This window comes from Bacillus sp. TH19 (assembly GCF_016651075.1).
GTDB classification, from domain to species: Bacteria; Bacillota; Bacilli; order Bacillales; family Bacillaceae_G; genus Bacillus_A; species Bacillus_A mycoides.
Genome location: NZ_JAEKEO010000011.1, coordinates 38,528 through 53,457, shown reverse-complemented (window position 1 = coordinate 53,457; position 14,930 = coordinate 38,528). Strand labels below are relative to the sequence as shown.

Genomic DNA, 14,930 nt, shown 5'->3' with positions numbered 1-14,930 from the left:
CCGCTCTATTTACAGAAAATATGCTTACCAATTTTTTTAATTTGTGGACGAGTCCAAATCCATTTACTTGTCGCAGTATCTGGGTTGAAATAATATAATGCATTCCCAGTTGGGTCCCATCCGTTGATCGCATCTAATACGGCTTTTTTCGCATTTTCATTTGGCGTTAAATATATTTGTCCATCTGCTACTGCTGTAAATGCTCTCGGCTCAAAGATTACTCCTGAAACAGTATTTGGAAATGATGCACTTGTGACACGGTTTAAAATAACCGCAGCTACTGCAACTTGTCCTAAATACGGCTCACCACGTGATTCTCCGTATACAGCGTTTGCCATTAACTGAATGTCATTTTGAGAATAACCGTTTGGAACATTTGTCCCTGTACTTTTTGGCGGCTTATTTTCCTGTTTACCTCCACCACTGTTCCCTTTATTAGTTGTAGTATCTTTATTAGCGGTCGACTTATCATACTTCGTTGCCTTTACAAGCATTTGCTTCGTTTTAGCACCCGCTAAACCATCAACTGGCAATCCGAATTTTTGCTGAAAGTTTCGAAGTGCCCAATATGTACCCCATCCGAAAACACCATCAACTTTCCCCGTATAAAATCCGTTATATTTCAAACGAGTTTGCAGTTCAATGACATCTTCTCCAGATGCCCCTCTTTGAATCACTTGATTAGAAAAGGCTTCCACATTTTTGGTCTGTATACTACTTACCATTAAAGATAGCCCGATAAAGACAAGCAAAATCGCTATTTTAAAAACAGCTTTTTGACGCATGTATTTCCCTCCTTAATTACGGAAATGATTTCATGGTTATGTTTTGTAAAACCCTCGCTTTTATGTAAAGAAGACAAAAAAATCCAAACTTATATGCTTGAAGAAATATGTAAACAATATACAAAAAGAATAAAAGGAGCTTATTATGAAGCGATTCTTCGTACGTACAGCATTTATATTTTTTTAATAACAACATGTTCAAATATATATACCGACCCATCTATTGTTCACGCACAGCCGCCATATGCAAAATGGGGTAAACTAGCCGTTGAAAAAACGAAAGAACAATATCCGAAAGCTGAGATTATCGATTACCTTCATATAGGTAGACAACCAAAAACTGTTCAAATAACAGTTGAAAAGTTTAAATTATGGCTACGTGAGGGTGGAAAAGAGTATGGTGTTTTTGTGGATGTAGAGTTTGATACGAAAACAGAGGAATTTTTAAAGATGTCCTTTCAGAAGACAAGTCGGTAAAACAAAAAAACCTCCGTCTTTACATACAGACAGAGGTTTCTTTATGTACTTCTTCCTTAATAAGGAGGATTATTTTTTATATGCAAAGATCGATTCCCTAATATTTTTACTAATCCGCAAATAGCTCCAATAACAACAGATATCCCTATACTATATAAAAATACTCTCCCATATCCACCTATTCTCGGATCTAAAAACGGATATGGGTACCAATTCACGAATGGCCCGCGTATTAAGCTATAGACAACATATAAAAGCGGGAAAACAAGCCAACTCGCAGCCTGTTTCCATGTAATGGTCTTCGTAGGTGGATTTATAACCCAATCTAAAATCATCGCTAATGGCATGATGTAATGAAGTACAGTATTTACCCATGGTATCGCTGTTTGAAGTGACTCTTCTAATCCCCTTAATAACAAAAAATAAATAAGTCCTGTTGTCAGTATGTATACTGTAGCTGCACCGCGAAGAACTCCAAATTGCTCGGAACGTCCAAATAGAGCTGTCCCCAAACTACTAAATAGTAGAATTACCGCAACTAAAATATTACTTTCAATTGTGAAGAAACTAAAAAAGTTAACTGGATTGAACGGTTTCACTTGTGCCCTTGTAACAAATTGAGTAATAAGTGCACTAAACGCTAGAAGACTTAATAACAGTCTATAAATCGCTATCATTTTTGCACTTCTCATAAAACACCTCATTTCTCTACTTATTTATGATTGGAATTCTCTTTTATATGCTCTATAAATAACTTTAATGGTACGAGGCCACGTTTTGGCATGTGGCTACTAATTACAGCTACGAGCTCTAACTGCGGAATGATAATAATGTATTGCCCTCCGTATCCCATAGCAAAATACATACAATACGGTATGTGAAATCTTTCATTATTTAATACCCACCAGTGATATCCATATGCTCCGACATGTTCATACGTTTCAAATAGAGCCTCACCTGATTCTTCTAACCATTTCGATGATACAATATCATTTCCCTTCCAATATCCATTGTTCAAACATACTTTTCCTAACTTTAATAAATCTATAGATTTCATTTTCATACCGAATCCGCCAACATATATACCTTGCGGGTCTTGTTGCCACTCATACTCCGTAATGTTTAACGGCTCAAATAAATACTTTTTCGCGAACTGCTCCGTCGACATTCCAGTTGCTTGTTGAATGATGTAACTAAGTAAATGAGAAGAACCTGAATTATAATTCATTTTCGTACCTATTTCTTCAATGAACGGCTTTTCTAAAATGTATTGCACCCAATTGTCTGATTCCACAAAATCATTCGGGAAAACAACCCCATTTCCGAACTCTTTCCAATTTTCTCCTGTTGTCATCGTTAATAAATGATACAGCGTTAATTCCCTCTTTTCCTCCGGCACATTGGGAATCCATGTTGTGATTGGTGTATGTATATTATTTATAAATCCTTTATCAATTGCGATACCAATTAATATAGATACGATACTTTTTGTAATCGAATTAATTTTAAATAAGTCATTTGCACAATCTATCGTTTTATAGTACTCAGTCGTTAATTCCCCCTTTTGATAAACAAGAAATGTATTAACCTTTTTCTTTTCAAATTTATTTTGTAATTGCTCGAAATTCAAGAAATCTTCCTCCATCTAAATGGTTATGTAATATTTGTTATTCATTTCGTTCTCTCTATTAAATCATATTTGTTATTAAAACAAAAAATAAACTTGCCAGCATTTAATAGCTGACAAGTTTATTTTTATAATTTCGTTCGAACGTTCCAAAGCTCTGGGAAGAAGCATTGATCAAGCACTCGCTTTAAATAAGATACGCCAGAAGAGCCACCTGTTCCCATTTTATGACCAATAATTCGTTCTACCGTTTTCATATGACGGAAACGCCATTGTTGTAGCCAGTCTTCAATATCGATTAATTTCTCTGCAAGCTGATATAAATCCCAATATTTCTGCACGTCCGCATATACTTCTATCCAAGCCGCTTCTACAGTTGCATCCTCTTCGTAAGGCTGCGTAATATCACGATTTAACACATCTTTATGAATTGGGAATCCTTCTTTAACAAGCGCTTGTATCGCCACATCATACAAACTTGGTGCATGAAGTGCTTTATGAAGACGAGCATGTAATTCTGGGTCCTTTTCATAAATCTTTAATGCATGTGGTGTTTTATAACCAAGTGCATATTCAATCATTCGATATTGATACGATTGAAAACCTGAAGCCTGACCAAGTGAATCACGAAACTCAATATATTCTGATGGCGTTAATGTCGCAAGAATATCCCAAGATTGAATGATTTGCGACTGAATTTTTGATACACGTGCTAACATTTTAAAAGCTGGTGGTAATTTATCTTGTTTAATAGATTCAATTGCAGCATTCAATTCATGTAAAATTAGTTTCATCCAAAGCTCACTCGCTTGGTGGATAACGATAAATAACATTTCATCATGATGATCTGATAATCTTTGTTGACTAGATAATAAGCTATCTAGCTGTAAATACTCTCCGTACGTCATATTCTCCTTAAAATCCGTATGAATCCCTTTTTCCATAATTACCTTTTCATTTTCTTTCATATTAGCCAAACGCCCCTTTGTGTTCATTTCTACTTATATTGGTCTAATAACAGCTCGAACTGGACTCCCATCCGCATCTGTTAATGCAAGTGGTAATGCAATAAGTTCGTAATCGCCGTCTACTACGTGATCGAGTACGACATTTTCTAAAATGTGAATTCCATGTTTAAATAATTGATGATGTGCTGCTAGTTCTTTATCATCTAAAGGATCAACAGATGGTACGTCCACCCCGATTAAACGAATTCCCTTTTCAGAAAGAAAGGCTGCAATATCTGCGCGTAAATGCGGGATTACATCTGGGAATTCATTTGCTTTACCATGTGAAGATGTACGTAATAACAATCGTTCTACACCTTCTAAATGAAAGTTTTCTAATTCCTTTTTCCCGATGCTTTCAAGATTAGAAACGTCAATGATCCGTGCTGGACCAACATAAACTTGAATATCTAAATCCAACACCTTCTTACCGTCATTATCAAAATGAAAAGGTGCATCAATATGAGTACCTGTATGGATACTCATCGTTAACTTTCCGACATTTACTGAACCACTGTTTTCTTTTGACCATGAAACTTCATACGAGAACGGTGTATCCCCTGGCCATGTCGCGATATCATTATTTAGTGGTTGTGAAATATCAATCCACTGCGATGTTTTCATGCTTACGCCACAACCTCTCGCTTATTTTCAAAGTTTTTATATTCTTCATTTTTCATAATTTTCTTTAAGATTTGTACAGAGTTCCATACTTCCTCATACGTATTGTATAAAGCAACAGGCGCAAGTCTAACTCCATTTGGAGCTCTAAAGTCTGGAATAACCCCATTTGCTTTTAACGCTTTACAAATACGCGCCGCCTCAGCATGTTCTAAATAAATATGCCCGCCTCGTTTTTCATCCTCTAATGGATTTCCAATTGTAAATTCAAAGCCTTTTAATTCATGTTCAATTAAATCAAGCATATATCTCGTAATATGTAATGATTTTTCACGTAACTTCTCAATACCAGCTTCTTTAAAAATTTCAAGAGAACCGATTAATGGTGCAGTACTTAATACGTGAGGTGTCCCTATTTGATAAGCTCCAGCATGGTCAGCCGCAGTCAATGAATGCTCCATATCAAATTGCTTATCTTTTCTAGAACTAAACCAACCAGATAATCCTGGGAGTCTATTAAAGTGTTTATTATTTACATAAAGGCCCGCAACACCACCAGGACCTGCATTTAAATATTTATAATTACACCATACAGCGAAATCTACATCCCACTCTTTAAAATGATGCGGAATGGAGCCCATTGAATGACATAAATCAAAACCGATATGAATACCACGTTTATGAGCTTCAGCTGTTAATCGCTTCATATCAAGAATTTGTCCACTTCTATATAGTACAGAAGGCAATAATATTAAAGCGATATCATCGGTCATCGCATGAATAATATCATCTTCAGAAAGTGTTCTTCCATCTCGGCTTTTCACTCGTACTAAATGTTCATCTGGATCTAAGCCTTTTAAACGAATTTGACTCTGAAGTGCATAAATATCTGACGGAAAAGTTAATTCATCCGCAAGAATTTTTGTTCGTATTCCTTTCGGCTCATAAAACGTCGCAATAACTTGATGTATATTCGCAGTCGTAGAACCGGTTACAATCGTTTCTTCCGGTAAAGATCCAATAAGAGGTGCTGTCAATTCACCCAATTTCTCCGAAAGGAAAAACCATGGATGCTCACCTTCAGTCCATCCATCAATCCCAAACTCTTTCCATGAATCTAGCAAGGTGAGTAACGATTTCTCTGCTCTTTTTGAAAGCAACCCTAAAGAGTTACCATCTAAATATATTGTTCCTTCTTTTTTATAAAATTCAGATTGAAAATCTTTCAGTTCATCATGTTTATCACATTCAAGCGCATACTCATAAGTTGGTTGAAATGGTTCTTTATACATGGTGTCACCTTCTTTTAATTTTCTTTTTATTCTAACTAATTGAAATATATCATTTAAATTGATATAACGTCAATGATATTATGTCAGTTGACTTTATATACAAACTTCTTTTACAATACAATTATATTTTCAGATATTTCAGTATAAAGAGGTGATTCCTTGAAAAATTCTACTCTTTCAACAAGAAAACACCGCTCCTTAGAAACAAAAAAGAAACTATTACATTCCGGTTATACTATGTTTATAAAAAACGGATTTCAGAAAACTACAATCACGCAAATTATTAAACATGCAGAAACTGGTTATGGAACAGCATATGTATATTTTAAAAATAAAGATGCTCTCCTCGTCGTTTTGATGGAAGATGTTATGAATCGCTTTTATGATATTGCTGATCGCTCTTTTTCCCCTCAAACAAAGGCCGAAGCACGAGATATGATTCAGAATCAAGTGCGCGCTTTTTTACAGTTAGCACAAGAAGAAAGAGCTATATTACAAGTTGTTGAAGAAGCAATAAGAACCTCAAAAGAAATACGTCAAAAATGGGATGAGATTCGCGAACGCTTTGTAACACGGATTATACAAGACATTACTCATTCCCAGGAAAATGAATTAGTACGAACTGAGTTAAATAAAGAGATTGTCGCATGCGGCTGGTTCTCTATGAATGAAACGTTTCTTTGGACAATCGTGCAAAATGATAAAGAACTAGAATTAGAAGAAATTGTACATAATTTAACGGTAATGTATACGACGGGGTTATATAAATAGCACATTATAACCTCAATAAACCGTTACTCAATATGCTTAGTAACGGTTTATTTAAAATATTTTATTAACGATACAATAATACAAAAAAGTGATGTAAGTAATAGCAAAAGCCCCATATTCTTATTCTCTTTTTCATCCTTCTTAACGTTGTGTATCCCCATACCGGCAAGCATAAAACCTAAAAGTAATTGTAAAATGAGCATACTTTGCTTCGAATCATCATTCCAACTGTAAATAGAATAGCCCATTATAATAAAAGCGAGTATAAATGTGATAATTCTAATCATAAAAACACCCCCCTGTGTGATTCTATTGTTTTAACCTACTCACCATTCCAACAATAAACTTATACTCAGCTCTACTTTTTCTTACTTTCTTAAAGCCCTCTTTCGTATCAAAAATAAAACACGTTTTCCGAAACCAAATCCGTACATATAAAGACTCAAAATAAATAGGTTTAATAATTCCTCGTTCCTCGAATTCAGTTCCATCTTTATTTTCGGTTTCCGTTCGAATGAACCACCTATTCCCGATTCCAATTTCAATATACTTCACATGCTAACCCCCTTCAGGAAATCTTCTTTCTAATTATTCTATTATTTCCCTGGCAAGCGCACATTCCGACAGAACGTGAGCCCATAAAGAAAAAGTAGATTACAAAAATCTACTTTTATAGCCTAAATTTTTGCATACGTTTATAAAACGTACTGCGTGGCACATCTAATAGTTTTGCAGCTAATGAAACATTTCCGTTCGTCTTTTCTAGCGCTTCAATCATGCTATCACGCTGTATTTTTTCACGGAAATTTAATGTATGCTCCGTTTTATTTTCTGCTTGCAATTCAAGTTGATGTTGATTTCCCATCATTGTTTGTAATAAAAAAGAGATTTGTTTTTCGCATATTTCCCGTCCTTGCGACAAAATGTATATGCGTTCTAATACATTTAATAATTCTCGAATATTTCCGGGCCATGTATGCTGTGAAAATTGATTACAAATACTCTTTGGAAATACAACATTCCAATCCTTTCGTTCACAAAAATGTTGTATGAAGTACGGAATATCCTCTTTTCTTTCTATTAACGACGGAACATATAGCGGATAAACATGTAAACGATAATATAAATCTTGACGGAATTTCCCTTCTTCTACTAATCTTAGTAAATCTTTATGTGTCGCAGTAATAATACGAATATTTACTGGTACCTCTTTTGAACTACCAATTGGGGTTACTGTTCGTTCTTGCAAAACACGCAATAATGCCACTTGCATCTTTGGCGGCACTTCACCAATTTCATCTAAAAATATTGTTCCTCCGTCTGCTTGTTCGAATTTCCCTTTATATCCTTGGCGCCGCGCACCTGTAAACGCACCTTCAGCATAACCGAATAATTCACTTTCCATTAATTCTTTCGGTAATGAACCGCAGTTAACAGCTATAAAAGGACCATTTTTTCTTGGACTATTTTCATGAATCGCTCTCGCTACATATTCTTTCCCTACACCTGTTTCACCACATACATATACACTAGCGTCAGTTGGTGAAACAAGCTTAATTTCTTCTAAAGTATGTTGAAATACGCTGCTTGTCCCAATAACTCCAGGGAAAGTAATTCCGTTTATAAACGGGTAAGTAGAAAATAAATTTTCTTGTTTATTTTCCTTTAAGTAAATACATTTCCCGATCATTCTATCATTACTATATACCGGTACCTCTAATTTAGGTTTCAATCCATTGTGCATTAAATCTTCAAGTTTCATTCGTGACCAATTACATACTCGTTCACGAACCCTCTTGCTCGCAGAAACGATAACATCACGATGGTTACAAATAACAACTTGTTCATCACTGTCAATTACATCTAAAAAACGATGGATTAAATGCAGTTCATTTTGATGTACTCGAATACTACATTCACGTTCAATCGCATGCGCGATCGAAGTTACCATTCCGAGCATATATGGATGTGAAAACTCAATTGGACAAGAGAAATCTAGAACACCAATTAATTTCCCGTCATCATTATGAATCGGAGAGGCCGCACAGCTCCAGCTATGAGATGCGACAGAATAATGCTCTGTACCACTTATCATAATAGCCTCTTCAATCTGTAACGCTGTTCCTATCGCATTTGTACCAACAGCTGCTTCCGTCCATTTCACACCTTCAATAAAATTAATATGTTTCGCTCGTTTCAACGTTTGCTGATTTCCACTTAATGATAGAACATAACCATCTGGATCAATTAATAATGCCATCATTTGCAGTTCATCAATGGTTTTTCTCATATTTTGTATTTGAGGTATTGCTATATCAAGGAAGATTTCACTCTTTTTCTTTTGATCCTGAAAAATATCAGAAGACAAAATTTTCTGACCTTTATTCATATGAGGATTCACATTTGCTTGTTTACATCGATGCCATGACTCTGAAATTCTTTCGTTTATACGGTTCGAATCAAGGACTCCTTCATCCACAAACTTTTTCCATGTATGTAAGTAAAACGGTGAAGCTAACATTGTATCATCTCCCCTATTAATTGTTTTGGAGATTTATAAAACATACTTTTATTATAAAACTGAATAAAAGCGTTTTCAATACAACTAGAAAGATGACACAAATATGTTAATAATTTGAATATCTTAATGAACTTCTTTATTCTTTTTTAGTAGAACTATATTTTGTATAATGGACGCAAAGAAAATACATAACCAAAACCACTTTTGTGGATTGCCGTTTATAAAGAAAACTATCACCGCTATTGCAAATAAAATAGTGGATGCTAAACTAAAATATAATTTTGTTTTAATTCCCATTATTCCCCACCCCTCTATCACTTTACAGTACATACTAACTCTTCATTTTTTAACTCTAATATGTACTCCTGTAAAACATATTCTTTCCCGCCATGTTTTTCATACCAATCGTGTATTCTTTTAACATGTATCTTGTCGCTTCTAATTTTTGATTCAATTTCTTTATACTGTTCATAACTATCATATTCCCATAGTGCAAATACTTCAGTCGTACCATCATTATTATCTTTCATCCAGCGCCCTATTAAACGAGAACCATATTTTATTTGATTAGGTAAATTAGTATCATTGAAATGATCATTAAATATTTCTATGAATTCATTTTTTACTACATAGTATTTCCTTCTGTAAAACATACTTCTTCACCTCTTTTATGAAAAGTATCAGTAAACCTTCCCATTACTACCGTATTATAATACTTACCATCCGACAGTTTTTTATCATTTTTTAGAATACCTTCTACCTCCAAACCTAATTTTTTATAAAGTTTGATGGCTTTTTCATTTGTCTCTAACACTTGCAATGATATCTTTTTCACTTCATTTTCATCAGCCCACTGAATAGATTGTTGCAATAGACTCTTACCCATTCCATATCCCCAAAACTCTCTTAAAATACAAACACCAAACTCTACTTTATGAGATAATCTCTTCAAATTTGATCCTTCACATCTCGAAAATCCTACGATTCGATTGTGCACTTCTACAACTAAAAAAAGATTCTTCATCTCTTCACTATCTGTTTTTACTATTTTTTGAAACCCTATCTTATCAATAAACCCCTCTCCAGCTTCTCTATCCATATTTTCAGTTTCGCCATCGATCTGAACTCTAATTTCTGATAACTGCTCAGCATCCGTTTGAACTGCAGAACGAACTGTATAAGTTAATCCATTTATATGAAACTCTTGTCCTTTTATAATCATTTCAAACTCCCTTTTAATTGAGGTCTATTGACGCTATTACAATTTCTTTACCTTGTTTCTCAAATTGTTGAATCGTTTCTTTACTAGCCCCTTCATCTGTTATTATAAGGTCAATTTCTATTAGTGACTCTCCTTTTATAAAGCAGTCTATTCCAAGTTTATTATGAGGAGCTAAACAAATATTTCTTCTAGCAATTTTACTTACTGTTTTTCCAAAATAAGCAACTTCCGGTGTCGCAGTACTTATACCATTCAATGAAATACCGCCACCTGTAGAGAAATAAAGATCAATAGAGAATCTACTTATCAATTCAGAGGCCAGTGTATCTGTCATATTTCCTGATGGTTTCACTTTTCCACCAATTAAGTACGTATCAATGTTCTTATATTCCCGTAACTTACTAGCAATTTCTAAAGCATTCGTAATAACTGTAAATGATGTTTCAGGTAAATACTTTAACATGGCATAATGAATGGAAGCCCCGCCAATAAAAACGGAATCTCCTTCTTGTATGTAGGATACAGCAACTTTCGCAATCGCATCTTCATCTATTGAACTATCACGATAACGTTTCGATGGTTCGGCAGCTAAGTTTCTCACTCGCGTAAGTTCAACTGCACCTCCGTGCGTTCTTTTTAATAAACTCTCTTTCTCCATAATAGATAGATCTCTTCTTATAGAATCAATAGACATATCAAAACTTTCCGCAAGATCCTTTGCGATTACTCTTCCATCTTTCTTAAGTAACTCTAAAATTTTCTCTCTACGCTCTTCAGTGAACATGTTATCACCACCATTATTGAAGATTCAGAAATTTAATCTTTATTTTAATTATATGCATGCTTTTTCTGTATTACAATATTTTCAATTCTTATTCATTCCGTTTTATACAGTTTTCTCCCTCTTTCTATCCCATTAACTTGAAAACGAAATAAGTGTATATTTGCATATTCCACAAACATACTTCCATTTACTTTCCTATTGATGTAAAATTATTCCTATGTTTTACTTTTTAATACAGAAAGGGATTACTATGAAATCTATAATTAAAGTAACTTGTACAGCATTATTATTTACAGGAATAATGGCAGGATGTAGTGGAAATACTGCACCAAAACACGAAAAGAGCGCTTTTGAAAAGAATGCAATGCACTATGGGGAAATATTTAAAAACGAATACTATAGAGCAACTGTTGAAAATGCAAAATTCGATAAAATAGACAAAGAGTGGCGTCTCACAGCTCGCGTTACTATAAATAATGCTCGTGCTGACGGACAAACGATAGATCTTTCAGAAATAAAATATTTCATAAAAGATGAAAAAACGGGTGAAAAATACGAAGGTGAATTTATACAAAATGAAAATGCTAAAAAGGTTCCATCTGAGTTTTCTTTAACTACCGACATTGTATTTAATATGAAAACTTCTCCAAAAGATTTAAATAATATGTATTTATACATAGATAGCAAAGCTGCGCCGTTAACAGATACATATTGGAAACTTGATAATTTAGCATCTAAATAAAAAACAGTCATATAAGACTGTTTTTTTGTTTGTAAAGTTATAAAGTTTACTAGTTACTTTTCTCAAGCAATACATCTTTTGCACAAATCGTCACTTCTTCAAATGGGCAATCAAATAAAACACCCAATTCGAAGCCTTCATTAGTAAGATCTATTTCATGACATAACCACCAAGCACCTTCAAAATTTTCCGGAATAGAACATTTCGTTACGCCTGTAAAAGTTACTTCCAGTTTGTCAAATTCACTGAAAGTACCACTGCAATCTAAAGTTATAATTAGCGTATCTTTTGATCTTCTCTCTACTGATTTGACTACACTGTCATGTAGTGAGTATTCATGTAGTTGAACGACATTCTGCGTGAGCTTTTCTTTTATAGCATTATAATTATCTATATAAGCTTGTTCTAAATCATTCATTCTTTTCTCATAATCTTCTGTCCAATCAAGCATAAGTTTCTTTAACTTTTCTGATGGGTATTCTGACTTAATTGTATTGTCATGAATGTATGGATGTAGTGACTTAGGTAGAAACTTTAATAAATCTTCTTTCTTTTCTTCCATGTCTTCTCTCAAACTTTTCTTATAATCCATTCCTACCTTTTCGCTCTCTCGCAAAATCTCTTCCCATTCTTCTAATGTTTCTGAGAAAATTAAAAATCCAGATACTTGCATTTCTTTATACCAATCTTTATTGAAATACTTCAATGGCTTTCCTCCTAAAACATTTCAACATCCAACAAAAGCAATATATCTATTTATTATATCATTCCAATAGCTATTTTTTCTAAAGAATAAATGCAAAAATGTAAATATTCCGCCTATTATTTCTAAAACTTCAGAATATTTACAAAAATGTGAAATTAGAATACATTTTACATGTACAAGTTTTACCTGTACAAAAATCTAAACAAAAAGGGATGGTTATATGTTGAAGAAATTAGTAGCAGGGGCATTAGTAGCAGGTTTTGCATTAACTGGAGGATTAGGAGTAGTAAGTGCTGCAGAAAAAGATAATACAATTAAATCATTTGATTATTTAAAAGTTGATGAAAAGAATGTTAATTCATTCACAAAATTAAGCGATCAATCAAAAAAAGACATCCAAATTACTATGGTACTACCTAAGCAAAATGAAAATGGAGATTGGTTAGCTTATGGCTTTACTAGCAGAGAAACATTGAATGCTTTTATTGAAAAGGATAAAAAGGCACTTAAAAATCAAATTAACCCTTTAGGTAGTGGTGCTGGTAGTACCGATTTTTATGAGCATCAAAATAAAGGTGGACAGTATATTTATTGGAGCAGTGGCTTTAAAAACCTACCTTCTAGCTGGAACGACAGAATTTCTTCTGTAAGTACAGCTTCACCTTCTGCAAGTTATTCAACAACACTATGGGAACATTCTTCAACTCAAGGATATGGAAAAGGTGTCTCCTTTAGACACTCTGATTGGTATGGTCAAACTGCTAATTTAGCTGCAGATTGGAACGATATAACTTCAGCTATTGAAATTAAATAGTAACAGCGCTTTTCAATTAAATAAGTGAAGAAGTTTCAAAATCACTATACTCTCATCGATTAAAAAAACATGAGAGTATAGTGATTTTTCTAGTATCTTTTTATACATATTGCTACTTAAATATTATTTACTAAAAAGACCAGTCATATTAGACTGGTCTTTTTACCTTCAAGCATGTACAGCATGTCCTACTGCCTGCAATAATGCTTCATGGATTGCTTCAGATAAAGTTGGATGTGCTGCAATATAATCTCTCATTATATCAGCGGTTACTTCTGTATGAATCATCACCGTTCCTTGTCCGATTAGTTCGGTTGCACGAGGACCGATAATAGAAATCCCTACAATTTCTTGATATTTAGGTTCCACAATAACTTTTACTTTCCCCGTTTGTTCTCCAATAATAAGCGCTTTTCCGTTCGCTGTAAATGCGAATTCTCCGATGAGGATGTCACCGTATTGCTCTCTTGCTCCTTTTTCTGTTAAACCGACACTAGCAATTTCTGGAGCTGTATAAATACAGCGAGGTACAGCATGATAGTTTACTTTCACATCTTCTCCGCTCGCGTGTAATGCCGCTGTCGTTCCTTCATGGAAGGCAACGTGAGCAAGCTGTATTCCACCAATCACATCACCCGCTGCATAAATATGTGATCTGTTTGTTTGCATATGTTCATTCACATAAATTCCTTTATTTGAAAATTGAATGCCTGCTTTTTCTAAAGCTAATTCTTGTACACGTGATTTTCGACCTACAGAAACGAGAATGAATTCCGGGTTGGCTTCTTGGATACTTCCTTCATATTCAAATGAAGCCTGCTTCTTATAATTATTTAATCCTTTTAAAGCCGCTCCTGTAAATATTTTTACGCCATCATTTTCTAGTTTCTCCCTTAAAATTTGTGCGATATCTTCATCTTCACCAGGTAATAATTGCGATGCCATTTCAACAATCGTAACTTTTGTTCCAAGACGACTATAAATGCTTGCAAACTCGCAACCTATTACACCACCACCAACGATTAATAATGATTTTGGTATATTTTCTAGGGACATTGCATGACTACTATTTAAAATCCACTTCCCATCAAATGGAGCAAAAGGTAATTCAGTTGGTTCTGATCCTGCCGCTATAATGAACTGTTCTCCATCTACTACATCTTCTTTATCACCGTGTGTAACTCGCATACGGTGATCCGTTTCAAATTTCGCTTTACCTTGTATAACTTTTATTTTATTTTTCTTCATTAAATATTGGATTCCTTGGACGAGCTGCGTTACGATTTGTGATTTTCTCGTCTGTATTTGTTTCCAATCAATTGATATATTCTGCTTATCTACTAATACTCCAAAACGATTCGCATGATTAACAATATCGTATACTTCCGCACTTTCTAACAATGATTTCGTAGGCATACAACCGACATTTAAACAAGTCCCGCCAAGATCAGCTTCATCAATAAGAGTGACATCTTTTCCATTTTGAGCCGCGGTAATTGCCGCTACATAACCAGCAGGTCCGCCCCCAATAACAACTAAATTACTCATTTTCTCACCTTCT

At 34.3% G+C, this 14,930-nt stretch carries 18 protein-coding genes; 4 read left to right on the top strand and 14 right to left on the bottom strand.

From position 1 onward, the window contains the following. Positions 1 to 5: 5 nt before the first annotated feature. Positions 6 to 785, bottom strand: coding sequence for a spore cortex-lytic enzyme (gene sleB, locus JFU54_RS28235; protein ID WP_002032721.1), 780 nt, complete (start codon positions 783 to 785; stop codon positions 6 to 8). A gap of 93 nt (positions 786 to 878) precedes the next feature. On the opposite strand from sleB, the gene JFU54_RS28230 reads away from it, so the two are divergent. Next, complete coding sequence (locus JFU54_RS28230) at positions 879 to 1,262, top strand: DUF3889 domain-containing protein (protein ID WP_242489459.1); 384 nt, start codon at positions 879 to 881, stop codon at positions 1,260 to 1,262. Positions 1,263 to 1,318: 56 nt separating this feature from the next. On the opposite strand, the gene JFU54_RS28225 is transcribed toward JFU54_RS28230, so the two are convergent. From JFU54_RS28225 to kynU, 5 genes are all read right to left on the bottom strand, one after another. Then, positions 1,319 to 1,954 carry a Pr6Pr family membrane protein gene (locus JFU54_RS28225; RefSeq protein WP_201067395.1) on the bottom strand — a complete coding sequence of 212 codons (636 nt, stop codon included), beginning with the start codon at positions 1,952 to 1,954 and terminating at the stop codon, positions 1,319 to 1,321. 20 nt (positions 1,955 to 1,974) lie between these two features. Further along, positions 1,975 to 2,892, bottom strand: coding sequence for a serine hydrolase domain-containing protein (locus tag JFU54_RS28220; protein ID WP_201067392.1), 918 nt, complete (start codon positions 2,890 to 2,892; stop codon positions 1,975 to 1,977). A gap of 125 nt (positions 2,893 to 3,017) precedes the next feature. Further along, on the bottom strand, positions 3,018 to 3,857 hold the full coding sequence (gene kynA, locus JFU54_RS28215) for a tryptophan 2,3-dioxygenase (protein ID WP_044444363.1): 840 nt from the start codon (positions 3,855 to 3,857) through the stop codon (positions 3,018 to 3,020). 33 nt (positions 3,858 to 3,890) lie between these two features. Beyond that, a complete protein-coding gene (gene kynB / locus JFU54_RS28210) occupies positions 3,891 to 4,520 on the bottom strand; it encodes an arylformamidase (protein ID WP_002065849.1) in 630 nt (209 codons plus the stop codon). A 2-nt stretch (positions 4,521 to 4,522) separates the two neighbouring features. After that, positions 4,523 to 5,809, bottom strand: coding sequence for a kynureninase (gene kynU / locus JFU54_RS28205; protein WP_201067389.1), 1,287 nt, complete (start codon positions 5,807 to 5,809; stop codon positions 4,523 to 4,525). 159 nt (positions 5,810 to 5,968) lie between these two features. Between kynU and JFU54_RS28200 the strand changes: the two genes are divergently transcribed. Next, positions 5,969 to 6,580: a TetR/AcrR family transcriptional regulator gene (locus JFU54_RS28200; protein ID WP_002165668.1), complete on the top strand. Its 612-nt coding sequence runs from the start codon at positions 5,969 to 5,971 to the stop codon at positions 6,578 to 6,580. A gap of 47 nt (positions 6,581 to 6,627) precedes the next feature. On the opposite strand, the gene JFU54_RS28195 is transcribed toward JFU54_RS28200, so the two are convergent. The 6 genes from JFU54_RS28195 to JFU54_RS28170 form a co-directional block, all read right to left on the bottom strand. Continuing rightward, positions 6,628 to 6,867: a DUF3953 domain-containing protein gene (locus JFU54_RS28195; protein ID WP_002165667.1), complete on the bottom strand. Its 240-nt coding sequence runs from the start codon at positions 6,865 to 6,867 to the stop codon at positions 6,628 to 6,630. 22 nt (positions 6,868 to 6,889) lie between these two features. Further along, entirely contained in the window at positions 6,890 to 7,135 is a 246-nt protein-coding gene (locus JFU54_RS28190; protein ID WP_000873838.1) for a DUF3977 family protein, read from the bottom strand. Between the two features lie 115 nt (positions 7,136 to 7,250). Continuing rightward, positions 7,251 to 9,101, bottom strand: coding sequence for a sigma-54-dependent Fis family transcriptional regulator (locus JFU54_RS28185; RefSeq protein WP_002165666.1), 1,851 nt, complete (start codon positions 9,099 to 9,101; stop codon positions 7,251 to 7,253). A 314-nt stretch (positions 9,102 to 9,415) separates the two neighbouring features. Then, entirely contained in the window at positions 9,416 to 9,754 is a 339-nt protein-coding gene (locus JFU54_RS28180) for an NIPSNAP family protein (protein WP_002165665.1), read from the bottom strand. Continuing rightward, positions 9,727 to 10,323, bottom strand: a complete 597-nt coding sequence (locus tag JFU54_RS28175; RefSeq protein WP_002165664.1) for a GNAT family N-acetyltransferase — start codon at positions 10,321 to 10,323, stop codon at positions 9,727 to 9,729. Before JFU54_RS28175 ends, JFU54_RS28180 begins: the two co-directional genes overlap by 28 nt. A gap of 13 nt (positions 10,324 to 10,336) precedes the next feature. Continuing rightward, positions 10,337 to 11,107 carry a DeoR/GlpR family DNA-binding transcription regulator gene (locus tag JFU54_RS28170; RefSeq protein WP_002165663.1) on the bottom strand — a complete coding sequence of 257 codons (771 nt, stop codon included), beginning with the start codon at positions 11,105 to 11,107 and terminating at the stop codon, positions 10,337 to 10,339. A gap of 250 nt (positions 11,108 to 11,357) precedes the next feature. Here JFU54_RS28170 and JFU54_RS28165 point away from each other — a divergent pair, with 250 nt between their 5' ends. Beyond that, a complete protein-coding gene (locus JFU54_RS28165; RefSeq protein WP_201067387.1) occupies positions 11,358 to 11,849 on the top strand; it encodes a hypothetical protein in 492 nt (163 codons plus the stop codon). Positions 11,850 to 11,898: 49 nt separating this feature from the next. Here the strand turns inward: JFU54_RS28165 and JFU54_RS28160 are convergent, their stop codons facing one another. After that, a complete protein-coding gene (locus tag JFU54_RS28160; protein WP_201067384.1) occupies positions 11,899 to 12,555 on the bottom strand; it encodes a DUF4085 family protein in 657 nt (218 codons plus the stop codon). 220 nt (positions 12,556 to 12,775) lie between these two features. On the opposite strand from JFU54_RS28160, the gene JFU54_RS28155 reads away from it, so the two are divergent. After that, a complete protein-coding gene (locus JFU54_RS28155) occupies positions 12,776 to 13,369 on the top strand; it encodes a hypothetical protein (protein ID WP_000914428.1) in 594 nt (197 codons plus the stop codon). A 168-nt stretch (positions 13,370 to 13,537) separates the two neighbouring features. Here the strand turns inward: JFU54_RS28155 and lpdA are convergent, their stop codons facing one another. Next, positions 13,538 to 14,917: a dihydrolipoyl dehydrogenase gene (lpdA, locus tag JFU54_RS28150; RefSeq protein ID WP_201067382.1), complete on the bottom strand. Its 1,380-nt coding sequence runs from the start codon at positions 14,915 to 14,917 to the stop codon at positions 13,538 to 13,540. Between the last annotated feature and the right edge of the window lie 13 nt (positions 14,918 to 14,930).